Genomic DNA, 16,942 nt, shown 5'->3' with positions numbered 1-16,942 from the left:
TGTGGGATAGTCGGCGATCCGCGATCGGACAAACTACCTATCCCACAAGAATTTCTCATTAAACTAGATCGAATACCAAGACTTCAGCTTTATCGTCTTGACCAACTAAATGCAATTCGCCTGCTTCGCTTACCGCCGCAGCATCCCCAGCATGGAGGACTTCACCATTGAGGGCGATCGCACCTCTAGCAACCTGTACCCAAGCATAGCGATCGGGCGGAACCACATGCGTCACCGTTGCATCCCGATCTAGGATCGTGGCATAGACCTTGACATCTTGATGCACCATAACCGAGCCGTTTTCGCCGTTGGATGAAACAATCAAACACAACTGGTTATGCTTCTCGGCAGGGCTAAACATCTTTTGCTCGTAGCCTGGCTTAACGCCCGTTTGGTTTGGCAAAATCCAAATTTGCAACAGATGCACGAGATCGCTGGGAGAATGGTTGTATTCGCTGTGGGTAATTCCAGTACCAGCCGTAAGGCGTTGCACATCCCCAGGCAAAATCACCGAACCATTGCCCATGCTGTCTTTATGCTCTAAAGCACCATCTAGCACATAGGTAACGATCTCCATATCTTTATGGGGGTGCGTACCAAACCCTTTACCTCCCAACACGTAATCTTCATTAATCACGCGCAGATCTCTAAACCCCATATGGCTTGGGTCGTAATAATTCGCGAAGGAGAAGGTGTGATAACTATCTAGCCAACCATGATTGGCATGTCCCCTGTCCTCCGACTTGCGCACAGTTAACATTGTTTAAATTTCCTCCTTTTCTTCTCGCAAATTTAATTGAATTTCTGACAGATTATAATTTGGAACTGGTCTTAGCTTCTTGATCCAAAGCCCCTCTGTCTAAAGCTTGGAATGAGCCCCGTCACAAAAAGGAGGGCTCTCTGTATATTTGCATTGGCAAAGGGCAACACGCTTGGTTTTGTCAATCTCAAACGCCAAGGGCGTAAACTCACTGCCTTGATGCCCTCCATCGCAAAAGGGTTGATTTTTTGACTGCCCGCAACTGCACCAATAATAGGTGTTAGCCTCTAGCTCAAGTACAGCAGGTCTCTTAGCAGCGATATGGGGTTCACTCATCTCTGATGCTCCTAGTAAAACTAGTGAATTTTTTATTGCTTATAGATACTGTATATGCCTTACAATACTTTCGTAAAGTATGTACTTTTTTGTAAGATACTACCCAAAAAGATACTATGAAATTTCTAGAGGAAATTCATCAAGAAAGCTTAAGCCTTGACCATAAAAATTTAGAACCAGACGATGAAAACGCTAAGCGCAGTAGTTGCCCAGTTGAGGCAGCGCTAAAAGTGATTGGTGGGCGCTGGAAGGTGTTAATTTTACGGGAGCTATTTGGTGGCATTAAGCGGTTTGGGCAATTGCATCGCGCGCTTCATGGCATTACCCAAAAGATGCTGACCCAGCAGTTGCGAGAGCTAGAACGGGATGGCTTGGTCGATCGCCATGTTTATATGCAAGTTCCGCCCAAGGTCGAATATTCGCTCACCCCTCTCGGCAAAACGCTCGAACCCGTTCTAAATTCTCTCCATGATTGGAGTACAAAATATTTGACGCGATCTTGATTCACCGAGCAATTCACGCTTAACTACCTTTATAGGCCAGATATTCGATATCATAACTGTCTGGGTTGTTTGGGTTTGGTCAGTTTTTTAGATGAGAAAATGGCACAAACATATCTAGAATTAACTAAGGAAGAATGTGTTATGGGCTTTGCAGATTTATCCCTTGCTGAGATAGCCGAAGACTATAAGCTAAAGGTTGAAATTGTCTGTCAACTTTGCGAACAGCTTGGTATTCGTTATCAAGATGTCCAAACCAAACTAGCACTAGAAGATGCTAAAGCCATAATTCTTGCAGCTCAGAATCAAAAGAAATCAACTTAGAATCAATTTATTATTCAGCGTAATTATGAGCAGAAATAAATATAAATACCTTTTGCTTGCGATCGCTACTGTGATGCTGGTTTGGCAATTTTTTACCAGTAGCGTTATGGCAGCAGAAACTACTGACGAGGCGACTCGTACTGTACAACTCAATGACAAGGAAAAAGTTGTATTGTCTAGTAAAGAAATTGCCAAGGGCAAGAAGCTATTTCAAAATGCTTGCGCCACCTGTCATGTAGGTGGAGCGACCTTCACCAACCCTAACGTTGGTCTTGACCCCGAAACTTTGGCTTTAGCGACCCCAGCACGCAACACGATCGCAGGGCTTGTTGACTTTATGAAAAATCCCACGACCTTTGATGGTGTGGAAGAAATCTATGACGTACACCCCAGTATGAGAAGCACAGATATCTTCCCAACAATGCGCGGGCTAACTGACAAAGATTTGAAACTCATTGCAGGTTATATTCTTCAACAACCCAATGTTAGAGGAATTGGCTGGGGCGGTGGCAAAATATACTATTAATCAAGTATATTGCTACCTTTCTTTGTTCCAAGCATCTTAAGTACTTTCAAGAATATTGTCGAGTCAAGTCATGAAAAAGTTTTCAATTGTCAAGCGTCTAAGCGCTATCTGCATTGGTCTGCTATTGGTTGTTGGTACGCTGTTTATGTCAGCTGCTCCAGCATCTGCTGAAACCTTCACCGTCAAAATGGGTTCTAGCAGCGGACAGCTTATTTTTGAGCCTAAAGTTCTAAACATTAAGGCTGGTGATACGGTGAAGTGGGTCAATAACAAGGCTTATCCTCATAATGTGATTGTTGAAGGGCAAGCCGATCTTTCCCACAAAAAACTACTGCAAAAGCCTAGCCAAGAAGTAGAGTCTACTTTTAACGAGGCCGGTGAATATAGCTACTATTGCTCTCCTCACCGTGGTGCTGGCATGGTTGGCAAAATCGTCGTGTCTGGTTAGTTAATTAGCGATCGCTTTTAAACTTGTTAGAACAAAGTAGGGGCAATTCATGAATTGCCCCTACTTTGTTTTTCGATCTTTGTTTTTCGATTTTTTAAGGAAAATTTCTTAACTTCTCAATCCCTAAGCCATAGGTTTCCGAAAGCAATAGCAAGCCAGATTGAGGCTGGGGGAATTCTGCACAAAGATCGCTCTCAAGCAGATTGCCTGTGGCTAGACCACAGGCTCGGTTTAATCGTCGGCTGAATTGTAGCGATGCTGCTAGATGTAATGCGCCCTGCCTTGCGATCGCCCCGTCTAGCGTTGTTGTCACCACCACATCGAGACCATACTCAAATGCCCTATGGGCAGCTTGCAGGGTTGCCAAAATTCCGCCCATTGCCATGGGCTTTAAAACAACGAGATCGGCAGCCTGAAGAGCAATGATTTGTTCGAGTTGCTGAAGGGATGTTACGGATTCATCGGCAGCGATCGCGATATCAACACAATGCCTCACCCTTGCCATTCCTGCTAAATCGGTAGCGGTCACGGGTTGCTCGACATATTCTAGGTGTAAAGATTCTAAGCGGGTGAGATTTGCGATCGCTTGTTCGACCGACCAAGCTTGGTTGGCATCAATGCGAATTTGAATTTGTTCTCCTGCGATCGCCCGAACTGCCTTGAGCCTTTGCCAGTCTTGCTCAAAATCCCCCAAGCCTACTTTTAGTTTGAGACATCGATATCCTTGCCCCAGTAACTCCAGAACCTTACGTTCGGTTGCCTCTAAGGACATCGCGCCAACTGTGGCGTTAACAGGTACATCCTTCCAACAAGCTGTAGGGGCAATTCCTCGATTGAGCGTTTTACGTTCTTCTTCTTGGATCGACGGGGAGGTTGGGAATGGGGGTAACTCGAAATTCAGATACTGAGCAAGAGGAGATAAATGAGATTGGGCAAGGAGATCGAGCAATGCTAACTCCATTCCATGTTTTGCCGCAGGAGTATGGCAGTAATCCTGTAATAAATTCCACAAATCCTTGAGGTTGCTTAGATGGATTCCTACAAACAGATCGCGCATTTGCTCGAGGGTTGTTTGTGCTTCTGCAAGCGTCTCCATACCAAATCCAGTCAGTGGCGCAGCCTCCCCTAGCCCTTGCCTTCCTCGGTCGTCAATAATTTGAATGACAATACCTCGGCGATCGCGCCAAACCCCGTAAGCAGTTTGAAAGGGTTGCCGAAAGGGTAAACAGTAAGGCTGTAGCCTAATTTCCCGAATGATGATTGGTTGAGTATCCATTCCTAAGCCACAAAAGGATTTCAAAACCAGCTAACCGCTAATCGCTAAATCCCACCTCAATCAATCCACTCGTTTTCTCGCTTTTCCTCTTTGTACATCAAGTGATCGAAGCCATCTTCTAGACTGGGGGGATTGAACGTGAGACATCGGTACATTTCCACAATGATGTCTTCAGGAACTTGGCGATCGCGGGCTTGGTTGCGATTTAGGCAAATCCACAAGGGGACATTGAGCCATAATCCTGTAATTGGTTTAAAGCCATGACTTCGAGCCAATGCGATCGCTTCTTGACGATATTGGCGTTTGTAATTTGTGGCATCATATATTACAGAATGTTGCAATTTTGCGGCTTGGATGAATTCTTGCTGTACCTGTGCCCAGATTTCTTCCCATCGACCTTGCTCGCTGGCTGAACCATAGAGACTTTCTCGGATCAGATCGGGAGAAATTACTTGAGTCGGAGAAGTTTCAGATCGCTGCGATCGAAGTAATTCTTTTATCAACGTAGACTTACCACTTCCTGGTACACCGATCAGTAAGATTGCTCCAGCCATCAAATCGCACAACCATAGAAACAACAAAATATCCCTTACAGGATTTTAATCATAGGTAGACTTAGAATATATGCCAACCCTGCACGATTTCACAATTAAAAATATTGACGGTCTGACCACGAACCTCTCTCAATATAAAGGCAAGGTTTGCTTGATCGTCAATGTTGCCTCTCAATGCGGTTATACCCCGCAATACAAAGGTCTAGAAGCTTTATATCGCGACTATAAAGACAAAGGTTTTGAGATTCTAGGATTTCCGAGTAACGATTTTGGCGCTCAAGAACCTGGTACAGAGTCACAGATCAAAGAGTTTTGCTCTCTGCGCTACGAAGTCACGTTTGATATGTTTACCAAAGTCAAAGTTAAAGGGGCTGAAAAGGTTGACATCTACAAATACCTAACTGAAACGACAGGTAACGAGGTGCAATGGAACTTCAACAAGTTTTTGGTCGATAAAGAGGGCAAAGTCGTTAAGTACTACCCTTCTAACGTCTCCCCTGAGAGCGCAGAACTTAAAAAAGATATCGAATCGCTTTTGTAAGTTTGGATTTTTCCTCTTTACGTTCTCCTTGTTGTAGAGGCAATTTATAAATTGCCTCTACAACGAGAAAGACCGAAAATCTAATTTCTAGTACAAAGCAAATAAGAAAGGCTGAGATAATCTCAGCCTTTCTTATTACATGAGCCCAAATTTATCTGTTAAAGATAAACCTTAGAATCTGAAGGTTGTACGGACTACACCGACGGTAGCAGTCCCATTGTTACTGTCACTGTTGGGGTTGAATACAAAGAACACACCAGGAGTAATGCTGATATTTTTAGACACATAGAAGTTGTAAAAAGCTTCTAAGTGGTAAGGGGTTGTAACGTTACCAGCACCTTGGTTTGCACCACCGCCAACGGAGTTACGGTAGAGAGGTTGACCAAAAGCGATCGCGGCAGTATCTCCACTAGAGAAAAGATCCTTAAAGGAGAAAGCTGCCAACCAGCTAGTAAAGGTGGTAGAAGCATTTGTATTCACTGCATCGGTAAATACCAAAGCACCCCATGTGTTGAAAGCAATATTCTTGCTGAGACGCCATACCAAGTTACCAGCAACAGTATTAGCTCTAATTGGTTGAAGTGCACCAATTCCTGAAATAGAGTCCGCGTTCAAGCCAGTCCCCAAGCTATTGGTTTGGAGATAGCTATTAGAGTAGCCAATACCTAGGTCAAGTGCTTCGGCTGGTCTCCAGACCAATTGAATACCTGCGGTTGTTGAGCCACCAAATAAACCACTAGAACCGGCTCCGCCCGCAACAGTTCCCACAGGGTTAGCAGGATCGTTAGCTCCATAAAACAGTTGAATGTTGCCTTGACCTACTTTAAAATCAATGGCAGCGATCGCCTGAGGATTGGTAATACGCAATAGAGGGCTATAACGAGCAAAGCGAGAAATAAATCCTTGACCGTCGCTCCAGCTAGGGCTGAGTGTATCGAGCACATCATCTAGTGCAACAACAGGTCCCAACGTAACTCTAGTATTGTCACCAATAGGGAAGCGATAGAACAACTTACCTAGCTCAAAACCACCTGAGGTTGTAGCTCCGTTGACAAAGCCATCAAAAGACAGACGGGACGAGTTACCAGAACCGAGTGCACCAGGGAAAGTGCTACTAGGTAAGGAACTAGCTTGTAGGCGAGTTCTTAATAGGTCTTTGCCAGTGAAACTGGTATCAAAGTTTAAGCGAGCGCGATAACCAAAGATCACGTTCGATTTGTCGTTGGGTGTAGGAGCTCCAGCATTGTTCGCATTACCATCAGTTGCACCAGCAAAAGCGAAAATTACTTCACCGTTTAGCTTGGTGGTTGTAGAGAACTGTTGTGCTTCTAGCTTGGTGGTCTTAGCTTCTAGAGCATCGACACGACCGCGTAGGGTTGCCAACTCAGCTGCAAACTCTTCTTGGAGTTTTTGTACGGCTGCGAGGTCTTCCTTGCTAACTTTGTCAGCAAGACCAGCAGAGATAATTTCGTTGATCTTGTCTAAACAAGCATTCAAGCCTGCGGCAAACTCATAACGGCTGAGGGCGCGTTGACCGCGGTAGGTGCGATCGGGATAGCCTGCGATACAACCGTAACGTTCGACCAAGGATTGCAATGCGGTAAACGCCCAGTCTGTAGGACGAACATCACTTAACTGAGAGACTGAGGTAACATTTTGAGCAGTTCTTGCATCGCCAGAGCGGACAATTGGGTCAGTACCAATTTTGCGAATTACAGATGACTCAGTAGGAACAGTCTGTGCAACTTGTTGTGGTACTGCTACTTGTAAGCGGGTTTCAACTGTTAGAGCAGTAGCATCGGTCTTAACGGGCTGAGATGTTTTGGTGTTAACTTCTGCACCAGCAGCGCTCACCATCATTGTAGATGCAGCCATTGCAGCCATTACAGCAAGCTGGCTAACGGGCAACTTAAGATTGGTCTTAGTTTGTTTAGTCATTTTTATACTTTCATCCTCACACTGGTTATGATTCTACACGCAACTCGCCTAAATGTACCAACACAAACAGTAAAAAGTTAAGTGTCCTAGTATACAAGCCGTAGGTAAAGATGCGTTTTGAGGAATGCTTCCCTCACGTAATTTTACCTTCAAAATCCACAAAATCTTATAGGGAAATAAACTGATTAAAGCTGAAAGTGTTGTGTGTAAAGCCATGATTCTGGGTCAGCATAACCATGCTTGAGACTAATTACACTATAAGTACTGAGCAATTCGTCTCGATTTGTAAACCAACCTGTAGCACAGATATCAAGTACGTTTTGGCTTTGGATAAGCTCCCAAAAACCTAGAGTAGATAGTTCATGTTTACTATAGATTTTTATAGCTCTTTTGGGGGGACTATACACAAAGATGGATCTTTAATACAAAGTCTTGAAAATCATGCCTTACTTTCTTGTCTATTTATATAGAGTTCTGTCAACATTGGTTTAAATGATTTGACTTCTAGCTAAAGAGATAACTTTGCAGTGATTAAGCTAAAATCATATTGGTGATAAATGCTGTACGGACAAGCACTGCAATATGCTGCGCTACCTCTAAGGACGATAATCTCTAAGCCATTGGTGGGGTCAATGTTCCAAACGCTGTGAATGTGTTTTGTAAAGGTATTCACGGTTCTAAAAGGTACACTGAATAACGGTAAATAGAGGAATCTCTCAACACTTCTGTTTACTGCGTATGCGAACTAACATATTTGCAATTTGCAAGTCAAGGCAACCGCGTAAGCAAAAATACTCAAATGTTGTGGTTGGCTTCAAAGCCATTGAAATTAAAACTTGTGTGAGTTTCTGTGCAAGTTCCAGCCTAGACAATTTGATGGCATTTTTCATCTCATTTCACTGTACATTTACTGCTCAATTTGCGCTTAATACTGTCACCTCATGGAATTTTCGATCGCCCAACTCTTAGACAACTTTTCTGAAGATAAACTCGTTGCTCCTAAAGCCATAGAAAAAAAACTTGGTATCAGTGAAGACAATGCGAATATTCGTAAGCTTCAGGTAGCTCTAGATGCCCTAGAAAAAGTGGGTATTCTCGAAAAAGATAAAGGGCGATATCGCCGTATCGGTGAAGATGGTTTAGTAGAAGGTCGTCTGCGATGCTCTAGTAAAGGGTTTTGCTTTGCTATTCAAGATACAGAAGGGGCTGAAGATATTTACATCCGTGAAAGCCGCCTCAGTAATGCTTGGAATGGCGATCGCGTGTTGGTACGAGTGACCAAAGATGGCATTCGTCGCCGCAGTCCCGAAGGAGAGGTGCGTCTCATTCTCGAGCGATCGAATTTAACCTTACTTTCAACCGTAAAATTAACGGAATCAGGTTATCGGGCGATACCCCTTGACGATCGGCTTTTATTTGAGATTGAGTTGGTGCCTGACGAGGAGACCCCTGACCTCAGTTTGGCTGTGGGTAAACTAGTTCACCTAGAAATGGTGCGCTACTCCCTAGGAAGCCATTTACCTGTCGCCAGAATTGCACAGATATTGGGAGATGATGCTGAGTCTACAGATGACATCGATCTCGTTTGCTGCAAGCATAATCTGCCACGCCGATTTGGGGCAAAAGCCATGTCTGCGGCGGCAAGCTTACCCAGAGGCGTAAGAAAAGCCGATCTCAAACATCGCCTTGATTTGCGTAAGACGATTGCTGTCAAAATTGCGAATACACCTGCAATTTCGATCGGTGCAACCGATTCAGGATGGGACTTAGGCGTTCATATTCCTGATGTTTCTGCCTATATCTCGCCAGGTTCGCCCATGGATCTAGAGGCACGCAAGCGCGTGCGAGCATTTTTCTTGGGAGATGTGGTGTTGCCCATGCTGCCAGAAATGCATGTCCTCGATCAGCTCGAACATCTAACCATGTCAGTTTTGCTGAAACTTGACAAGAATGGCACGATGGTCAGTTTTGAGATTCAGCCATCGGCAGTTTCAGTTCGAGCAAATTTGAACTATCAAAAAGCACAGCGTCTTCTGGATGGAGACAGTGGGGATGAGGAGGACGATCGCGAAGTTGATGTAGAGTTGCAAACACTCATAGGTCAGATTGCCGAACTTGGATCGTTACTACAGCAGCGATCTGAAGGGTTTCACCTGGTTTTACCTCAAACCCCATCTCAAGAAGCAGATGAGGGGGTCTTGGGTGTTCCTGTCATACCCGTATCTTTGCCAATTTGCGGCATGGTCAGTGAAATCATGATTTTAGCCAATCGGGCGATCGCATCACATCTACATGCCTTTTCGCTACCAACTCCCTATCGCTTCCAAACTCCCCCTGATGTCAGCAAAATTGTTGACTGGCTGAAGCTTTTAGATAGTATGGGCATCACAGCAGGATTGCCCGATCCCGAACAATTGCAACCTAAGGACTTGCACGATCTGCTAGATAAAATCGATCGATTAGAACCGACGACAAGCCGTGAGATTCTAAGATATTTGCTTTTGTCGATGCTTAAGCCCTGTGAATATAGTCTCAAGCCAAGTTCGCATTTTGGACTAGCATTTACGGATGCCACACCCTATGTTCATGCCGTATCGCCACAGCATCGCTATGCCGATCTATTGGTACAGCGCACTTTGCACTTGATCTTTCAAGAGGGGCGCGATCGCCGCAGCAGTCGAATCAAAGATGGCATTAATTTGAAAAGCTCGAGCTGTCACGGTCAGGTCAACTGGAGTGTACTCCCTCCCGAAGTTGAGCGTCAATTGCAAGAGGATTTAGAGCTGATTTTGCCTAAGCTCACTGCCCATGATGCCTTATTTCAGAAGGTAACCTCTGATTTAGAGGGCTTGCGTAAGGCGGAGTACATGCGCGTCCGCATTGGGGATAATTTTTTTGGTGTGATTACTAGCGTGCAGTCCTACGGATTTTTTGTAGAGATTGAGTCGCTTTTGGTTGAAGGACTCGTTCATGTCAGCTCGCTCAAGGATGATTGGTACGAATTCCCGCAGAACAATGGCAGAGGCAAAAGTCGTGCCTCGACGATGTTGGTAGGCCGCCGTAGTGGTCGTCAATATAGCTTAGGAGATCGGGTTGAAGTACAGGTCAAAGGGGTAGATTACTATCGTCAGCAAGTCGATCTAGTCGCAGTTGTTAGCGTCGAGAATGAGCAAGAAGGTGACAATCAAGTTCAAGGAGAGATTTCTGAAGAACTTGAAGATGTTTATACAGCCACGCTCAATGACTTTGAGGCAGAATAATACCTGCTGCGCGAACGAACTACGAATAAGTAGAGGTTTATCTAATAAATCTCAGTGAATGCTCTGTGCTTGTATAGAATCACCTAGTTGGTGCGATCGCTTGTTTCCTGCTCCTCCCCAACTCATCGCTTATGCAACTCTCTCGCCCACTGGTATTACTGCTTAACCGTTTTCAGCCCTCTGCCGAAACGGTAATGCTAGTCTTGGCGATTGTCGTAGGTCTCTTGAGCGGGACAGGCGTAACATTATTTAGGAAGTTGATCTTGTTTGCCCAACAGATCTACTGGCATGACTTAGCAGTCGTTGTTTCAGCCTATAGCCCCATTGCGATCGTGCTAGTGCCTATTTTAGGTGCACTGGTTGTCAGCTTATTACGCCTGCAACTCGAACAGGTGGAAAAGGTTGCAGGCGGATCTGAAACTCATAAAGATGCGAGTAAATCCGATCATTCTGCCAAGCAAGAAACACGAAAATTGCCCTTCATTCAAGCTCCGCTTAAAACGATCGCAGCGGCTTTTTCTTTAGGTGCAGGTGCTTCCCTAGGTCCAGAAGGCCCCAGTGTAGAGCTTGGCAGTAACATTGGTTCAATGCTGGGACAATCCCTAAAATTTTCCAGCGAACGCACGCGCTTGCTTTTGAGCGCAGGCGGCGCAGCGGGTCTTTCTGCTGGGTTTAATGCACCGATCGCGGGAGTATTTTTCGCCCTAGAGGTTTTATTACGCGATTCGTTTGGCACAAAATCAAGCCTTAACTCAGATATCAGTGTTGTCGTTATTGCTGCGGTTGTCTCGGCGCTGGTTGCCCAGATTGGCTTAGGCGAACAGCCTGCCTTTAGCTTGCCTGTTTATGAGGTGCGAAGTTATTGGGAACTGCCTCTATATATGGGATTAGGGGTATTGGCAAGTTTGGTCGCGATCGCCTATACCCGTTCCCTCAAATTTGCCAAACGCATTTTTGCAGGTGAAGTTGCCAAATTTGAATTTATGGCAGCTTGGTCTGTGCCAAGCAAACTCGTGTTGGGCGGCCTGATAGTTGGGTTGGTTGCCTTATTTTTCCCCGAGGCGATCGGCATTGGTTACGAAACCGTGGAATCGATCTTGCAGGATGCCCCCTTTACCGTACCGCTCCTACTGATTTTGTTGGTTACCAAACTAGGGTTAACAGCAATTAGCTTAGGCAGTGGTTTTGTGGGTGGCATCTTTGCCCCATCCATTTTTTTAGGGGCAGTCCTAGGCAGTGCCTACGGTCAAATTATGGCGGCGATTATGCCCGCATCGATCCCCGTAGCTGCATCTCCAGCCTATGCTCTTGTGGGGATGGCAGCGGTTTTAGCAGGCAGTGTCAAAGCACCGCTCACATCGGTGTTATTGCTGTTTGAAATGACTCGCGACTATCGTATTGTTTTACCGCTCATGGCATCTGTAGGGTTATGTGCTTGGCTGAGCGAGCAAATGATGCAAACATCTCCACCCTATAGCTTTAGCGCTCAATTAAGCGAATCGCAGGAAGCCATTGATGTATTAGCGAAAATCAAAATTGCGGAGGTAATGACCCTTAACCCCCCTTCTGTAAGATATTCTATGTCTTTACTTCAGGCGGCCCAAATCATTACAAGTGGCTATTACCACAGTGCTGTCGTCGTAGATGAGGCAAATCACCTGATCGGAATTCTGACAACACAAGATGTGAAACGAGTTTTGTCTTTACCTGATGCCGATAGTCAACTGGACAAACTAACGGTCGAGCAAGTTTGCACCAAAGAAGTTGTCCATACCTATGTAGATGAGTCCCTCTCAGAGGCACTACGCCGAATGGCGGCGAGAGATCTACGACAACTACCCGTGGTGGATCGTAACGCAGTCAAGCGGGTAATCGGTTTGGTCGATCGCCAAGCAATTACAACGGCTTATAATACAGCACTTACAAAACAAGCGATCGCTGATAGAATTACTGCGAATAAAATCGCAAATACCTCTACAAATAAATTAGACAACAAATTAGATAAACCAGAGAGTAAACTGAATGAAAAAGTAGAAGATTTAATTGTTCATCCAGTAATTAACAATTCAGAGCGGCTCAAAAAACAATCAGAGATGCCTAGCATTCTTGAAGTTGAAGTACCTGACGCCCATGTCCCCTCCCAAGACGTAACATCGCCACATCAACTAGCTGAAACGCCATGAGTAGTGAAGAATTTTTGATTGAGTTCGTTGCACAAGATGGATCTGCGAATATTCCACGCACAGAAATTAAAGCAATTGACGCACAAGCAATCAAAGCCAATGTGCGTAAACTAGCCAACTTAGTGCAGCAATTTGCCCTAGAGCCAGATCAAACAGGCGAACTAGAGCTAGATGAAGTATCTGTGTCAGTTAAGATCACTGAAAAAGGAGAAGTCGTTTTACTGAGTGGTCAAACTACTGGCATGATGACGCTACACTTTCGGCGATCGGCTAAGGGTAATCAGGGAAAAATCGCTCCAGTTGCTCAGAAAGCACCAAATTATATCTCCAAGATTGGTGTTGACTATAGCAATTTGCAACATCTCCTAGCCGCAGGAAAATGGCAAGAAGCAAACCAAGAAACATGGAATGTTATGTGCCAAGCGCTCCATAAGGCAAAGGGAACCCACTTATCCCCTGAAGACATCAATAAAATTCCCTGCCAAGACTTCAGTATGATCGATCGACTCTGGCAAGAATATAGCCAAGGCAGATTTGGCTTTAGCGTTCAAAATCGACTCTACAAAGATTCTATATCTGGTTAATCGTCACAGGCAAATTATCTGAAACGCGCCGTTTGAGATCGATAATTTAGCCAATATCAAGTTGCATGCAATCAATTACCCTTTAAACATTTTCAGAGGCTGAGCCATGGATCCAGAGAAGCAGAAGCAGATTACGATGTATTTCATCGAGGAAGCAAAGGAGCACTTGCAAACCATTGAGGCAGGTCTGCTCGACCTTGAGTCAATGCTCGAAGATCCAGAAACGATTAATGAGGTTTTTCGAGCTGCCCACTCGATTAAAGGTGGCGCTGCTATGTTGGGCTTTACCAGCATTCAGCACCTCGCTCACATTCTTGAAGATCACTTTAAAGTACTGCGAGAAAGCTCTAAAATCTCAGTCGATCAAGAGCTGCAGACCCTTTTTCTCAAAGGTTTTGACAAGTTACAGGAATTGTTAGATCTGCTTCAAGGCCCTTTTGGGCTCACAAAAGATGCTGGAGAAGCTGTGGTAAAAGAATCCGATCCAATTTTTGCCCAACTAAAAGCACATTTTGAGCGCCTTTTGAACGGTCAGACTACCACTGTACCGGACACTAGCATTCGAGTACCAGAAACACCAAAACTCGATCTCAAGGCAATGGAAGCTGCATTTCAGTCTGATATTCCTGTCAAGCTGAGAGATATGTTGCAACTGTTTAAACAACCAGACAGTCCTAATACTCGCCAAAACTTGCAAACCATTTGTACTCAACTCATCAACACAGGCAACCAGTTTAAATTAAGCAAGTGGTGTGAAATGATCGATGCGGTTCGTTCGGTTGTTAGCAACCCAAATAATCAATTTCGCGTGCTTGCGCCAATTGTGATTAAAGAAGTTAAGCAAGCGCAAGAACTCGTTTTACGACAACGTCCGCAGGAAATTGCCATCTCTGCTCAACTGCGAGAACTCATTCCTGCCCCTGAAGTGCCTCTTCGCAGCGAGCCTAGCGTAGACGATCTCAGTGACTTCTTTGCTGCCGCTCCATCTGTGGTTACAGCACCACCTGTAGAAGATAAAGCCACAAAACAATGGCAGAATCTGGGCGATCGCTTAGGATGGCGCAAACAGGGCGCCTGGATCTCAACTGCTGCCCTGCAATTTTCCAATGCTGCACCTGAGGGACACCTACCTGCTCCGATCTGGCTCTCGGCTTGGGAAAAACCCAAAAGCAGCCAAGGCGAGGACTTGAAGACTCAGTATGCGGCGTTAATTGCCAAACTATCTGATTGTAATATTTAGTGTAAATAAGCTTTTGGCTTGTGCTATTCTTGTAAAGGTCAATTTTTTAGCAACAACTGTGCCTAAACTTAAAACTCGTAAATCTGCCGCTAAGCGATTCAGGGTTACCGGCAGTGGTAAGATCATGCGTCGCCATGCTTCTAAAAATCACCTTTTAGAGCATAAAACTACTTGCCAAAAAAGTAGACTATCCAAAATGGCTGTGGTTGACGAAACCGATACGGATAGAGTCAGAGCCATGATGCCCTACGCTTAGTTTAATTTTCTAAACTAACGCAGAGTATTTCAAAAACATAAATTGTATTTCTCCTATATTTCGTCTTTCGTCAGTCGTTGCGATTTCAAATCATGAAAAGCAAACAGTGAAAAACTGGCGATTGATGTTTGACAAACGTTAACTGATAATTCATAACTGATATGACCAGAGTAAAGCGCGGTAATGTTGCTAGAAAACGCCGCAATAAAGTATTAAAACTAGCTAAGGGCTTTCGTGGCTCACATTCCAAACTTTTCCGTACTGCCAATCAGCAAGTGATGAAGGCATTGCGGAATGCCTATCGCGATCGCCGCAAGAAAAAGCGTGATTTTCGCCGTCTATGGATTACGCGGATTAATGCTGCATCTCGCCTGCAAGGCATAAGCTACAGCCAATTCACTGGCTTGCTCAAAAAAGCCAATATTGGGATTAACCGTAAAATGCTGGCACAGCTAGCAATTCTCGACCCTAGTGCATTTAACAAGGTTGTAGAAGTAGCAAAGGCTGCAAAGTAATATAAACATATTCTAAAGTTTGGTTTTAAAGAGGGTAGATACAATATCTATCCTCTTGTGTTTTATGGGTATCAGCTTTGCTCGTTAGGCTCAGCATTCGATTTGCGGAGCCAAGATTTTGCCAGGAATGTTGACCAAAGGGTAAAGCCTAAAATAGAGAAACCTGTGAGCCAGTCTGTCCAAATAAAAAAGTGCATTTTTAGAGAAAATTGAGATATAGAACCGTAGAAATAATGGGCAACACTACTTAAACCCGTTAATGAGTAGATCGAGAGGCAACTATAGGCAAGCCAAAACTTGTCTTGTTGGTAGAGCCAATAGCCTAATATTCCAATCCCAGTTAAAACGATCCATGAAATATAGATTGAAGGTAGGGTAATCCAATCAGGCTGTGGATAATCTGCAATGAAAACATAGTTATCGGTGTAGTGGATTGCGGTTGAAATTATGCTTGCCAGCAAGAAAATTCGCAACCATTGCAGATGCTTGTCCTTGTTATCGATCGCCATACTATTTCAAGAAGAATGTAGCTTGTTCCCGTATTGTATTATGGGGAAGTGTATCCCTCAATCACAATCCAAATGCGAAGTATTCTTGCAACATCCGTGAAAAACAGGTCTCGCCTAATCACGCTGTTCGTTTCTTTGCCCCTACTGTTGGGAGGAATTCCCACTATATTTTTACCTGAGGCGATCGCTTCAGATTGGGCAACTGTACAAACGCGAGGACGATTGTTGGTTGGTGTTAAGGATTACGCACCTCCCCTGAGTTTTCGAGACGCTTCAGGGCAATGGAAGGGATTTGAGATTGATATTGCCAAGGAACTCGCAAAAGAGCTTTTGGGCAGCGAACAATCGGTGGAATTTGTGCCCTTAACGAATCGCGATCGCTTACCTGCGCTATGGAACGATCGGGTAGATCTTGCGATCGCTCAAATCTCAGTCACCCATAACCGCACCCGTTTGGTGGACTTTACCCTACCCTACTACACCGATGGAACTGCTTTAGTGGTGGCACGTGGAATTCGCAAACAGGATTTTAGTCAAACTAAAGGCATTGCGGTAATCAAAAACTCTGCAACGATCGCAGTCTTACAATATCACTTTCCAAATATTTCTCTGATTGGGGTTAATTCCTATCAGGAGGGTTTAGCTGCACTTAAAGAGGGAAAAGTCCAAGCCTTTGCTGGTGATAGTAGTGCCCTCGTGCAATGGCTCAAAGAGAACCCCGACTATGAGTCCATCGATCGATTTCTATCTCACCATAGTCTAGCGATCGCACTTCCCAAAGGACTCCAATATATCGAACTAAGAGAAAGGGTTTTAAAAACAATGGAACGGTGGCGCAAAAATGGCTGGTTACGCGATCGGGCGACATACTGGGGTTTACCCTGACAGAGAAAGTTAAGGGGATTTTTCGATTTCTTTCTCAGTGCTCTGTTACCAACTTTCGATCGCACCGAGCGCAACGTTATACTAAAACTCAAGCTGAGTAATTTTCTTAACAGCTTCTATCTCATCAAAATCTAGAACATAGGATCTGCTCCATGAACTCCTATTCTCCATCTGATTCTTGGGTTGGACGATCCGTCGGCGATCGCAAACGGTATCGCATTGACAAACATTTAGGTGGGGGAGGTATGGGAGATGGTAATTGCTCAACCTAGGTAAATTGACAAAAGCAGCAAAGCTGATAAAGTAA

General features: G+C 44.7%; 18 protein-coding genes. 12 read left to right on the top strand and 6 right to left on the bottom strand.

Annotation, left to right across the window (positions count from 1 at the left end):
• Positions 1 to 58 precede the first annotated feature (58 nt).
• Together V2H45_RS10500 and V2H45_RS10495 are read right to left on the bottom strand one after the other, a co-directional pair.
• A complete protein-coding gene (locus V2H45_RS10500) occupies positions 59 to 760 on the bottom strand; it encodes a pirin family protein (RefSeq protein ID WP_330483593.1) in 702 nt (233 codons plus the stop codon).
• Between the two features lie 99 nt (positions 761 to 859).
• Complete coding sequence (locus V2H45_RS10495) at positions 860 to 1,096, bottom strand: CDGSH iron-sulfur domain-containing protein (protein WP_330483592.1); 237 nt, start codon at positions 1,094 to 1,096, stop codon at positions 860 to 862.
• A gap of 116 nt (positions 1,097 to 1,212) precedes the next feature.
• Here V2H45_RS10495 and V2H45_RS10490 point away from each other — a divergent pair, with 116 nt between their 5' ends.
• From V2H45_RS10490 to petE, 4 genes are all read left to right on the top strand, one after another.
• The gene (locus V2H45_RS10490) at positions 1,213 to 1,599 is read left to right on the top strand and encodes a winged helix-turn-helix transcriptional regulator (protein ID WP_330483591.1); all 387 of its coding nucleotides are present in this window, start codon (positions 1,213 to 1,215) and stop codon (positions 1,597 to 1,599) included.
• A 141-nt stretch (positions 1,600 to 1,740) separates the two neighbouring features.
• A complete protein-coding gene (locus V2H45_RS10485) occupies positions 1,741 to 1,920 on the top strand; it encodes a translation initiation factor IF-2 (protein ID WP_408648765.1) in 180 nt (59 codons plus the stop codon).
• 25 nt (positions 1,921 to 1,945) lie between these two features.
• Positions 1,946 to 2,446 carry a photosystem II cytochrome c-550 gene (psbV, locus tag V2H45_RS10480; protein ID WP_330483589.1) on the top strand — a complete coding sequence of 167 codons (501 nt, stop codon included), beginning with the start codon at positions 1,946 to 1,948 and terminating at the stop codon, positions 2,444 to 2,446.
• A 70-nt stretch (positions 2,447 to 2,516) separates the two neighbouring features.
• On the top strand, positions 2,517 to 2,894 hold the full coding sequence (petE, locus tag V2H45_RS10475) for a plastocyanin (protein ID WP_330483588.1): 378 nt from the start codon (positions 2,517 to 2,519) through the stop codon (positions 2,892 to 2,894).
• Between the two features lie 94 nt (positions 2,895 to 2,988).
• Here the strand turns inward: petE and menC are convergent, their stop codons facing one another.
• Together menC and V2H45_RS10465 are read right to left on the bottom strand one after the other, a co-directional pair.
• Entirely contained in the window at positions 2,989 to 4,170 is a 1,182-nt protein-coding gene (gene menC / locus V2H45_RS10470; protein WP_330483587.1) for an o-succinylbenzoate synthase, read from the bottom strand.
• Between the two features lie 56 nt (positions 4,171 to 4,226).
• A complete protein-coding gene (locus V2H45_RS10465) occupies positions 4,227 to 4,724 on the bottom strand; it encodes an AAA family ATPase (protein WP_330483586.1) in 498 nt (165 codons plus the stop codon).
• A 70-nt stretch (positions 4,725 to 4,794) separates the two neighbouring features.
• On the opposite strand from V2H45_RS10465, the gene V2H45_RS10460 reads away from it, so the two are divergent.
• Positions 4,795 to 5,265, top strand: coding sequence for a glutathione peroxidase (locus V2H45_RS10460; RefSeq protein WP_330483585.1), 471 nt, complete (start codon positions 4,795 to 4,797; stop codon positions 5,263 to 5,265).
• A 171-nt stretch (positions 5,266 to 5,436) separates the two neighbouring features.
• On the opposite strand, the gene V2H45_RS10455 is transcribed toward V2H45_RS10460, so the two are convergent.
• Positions 5,437 to 7,203, bottom strand: coding sequence for an iron uptake porin (locus V2H45_RS10455; protein WP_330483584.1), 1,767 nt, complete (start codon positions 7,201 to 7,203; stop codon positions 5,437 to 5,439).
• A gap of 941 nt (positions 7,204 to 8,144) precedes the next feature.
• Between V2H45_RS10455 and V2H45_RS10450 the strand changes: the two genes are divergently transcribed.
• The 6 genes from V2H45_RS10450 (at position 8,145) to rplT (ending at position 15,241) form a co-directional block, all read left to right on the top strand.
• Complete coding sequence (locus V2H45_RS10450; RefSeq protein ID WP_330483583.1) at positions 8,145 to 10,463, top strand: ribonuclease R family protein; 2,319 nt, start codon at positions 8,145 to 8,147, stop codon at positions 10,461 to 10,463.
• 131 nt (positions 10,464 to 10,594) lie between these two features.
• Complete coding sequence (locus V2H45_RS10445; protein ID WP_330483582.1) at positions 10,595 to 12,646, top strand: chloride channel protein; 2,052 nt, start codon at positions 10,595 to 10,597, stop codon at positions 12,644 to 12,646.
• On the top strand, positions 12,643 to 13,230 hold the full coding sequence (locus tag V2H45_RS10440; RefSeq protein WP_330483581.1) for a GUN4 domain-containing protein: 588 nt from the start codon (positions 12,643 to 12,645) through the stop codon (positions 13,228 to 13,230). Before V2H45_RS10445 ends, V2H45_RS10440 begins: the two co-directional genes overlap by 4 nt.
• A 106-nt stretch (positions 13,231 to 13,336) precedes the next feature.
• On the top strand, positions 13,337 to 14,470 hold the full coding sequence (locus V2H45_RS10435; protein ID WP_330483580.1) for an Hpt domain-containing protein: 1,134 nt from the start codon (positions 13,337 to 13,339) through the stop codon (positions 14,468 to 14,470).
• A 58-nt stretch (positions 14,471 to 14,528) separates the two neighbouring features.
• Positions 14,529 to 14,726: a 50S ribosomal protein L35 gene (gene rpmI / locus V2H45_RS10430; protein ID WP_330483579.1), complete on the top strand. Its 198-nt coding sequence runs from the start codon at positions 14,529 to 14,531 to the stop codon at positions 14,724 to 14,726.
• 161 nt (positions 14,727 to 14,887) lie between these two features.
• Positions 14,888 to 15,241, top strand: a complete 354-nt coding sequence (rplT, locus tag V2H45_RS10425; RefSeq protein WP_330483578.1) for a 50S ribosomal protein L20 — start codon at positions 14,888 to 14,890, stop codon at positions 15,239 to 15,241.
• Positions 15,242 to 15,312: 71 nt separating this feature from the next.
• On the opposite strand, the gene V2H45_RS10420 is transcribed toward rplT, so the two are convergent.
• Positions 15,313 to 15,750: a hypothetical protein gene (locus V2H45_RS10420; RefSeq protein ID WP_330483577.1), complete on the bottom strand. Its 438-nt coding sequence runs from the start codon at positions 15,748 to 15,750 to the stop codon at positions 15,313 to 15,315.
• Between the two features lie 96 nt (positions 15,751 to 15,846).
• Here V2H45_RS10420 and V2H45_RS10415 point away from each other — a divergent pair, with 96 nt between their 5' ends.
• Positions 15,847 to 16,635 (top strand): transporter substrate-binding domain-containing protein, encoded by a 789-nt coding sequence (locus tag V2H45_RS10415; protein ID WP_330483576.1) that lies wholly within the window; start codon positions 15,847 to 15,849, stop codon positions 16,633 to 16,635.
• The last annotated feature ends 307 nt before the right edge of the window (positions 16,636 to 16,942 follow it).

Source organism: Tumidithrix elongata BACA0141 (assembly GCF_036349135.1).
Classification (GTDB): domain Bacteria; phylum Cyanobacteriota; class Cyanobacteriia; order Pseudanabaenales; family Pseudanabaenaceae; genus Tumidithrix; species Tumidithrix elongata.
The sequence above is the reverse complement of the archived record's forward strand: the minus strand, read 5'-3'. Positions and strand labels throughout refer to the sequence as shown.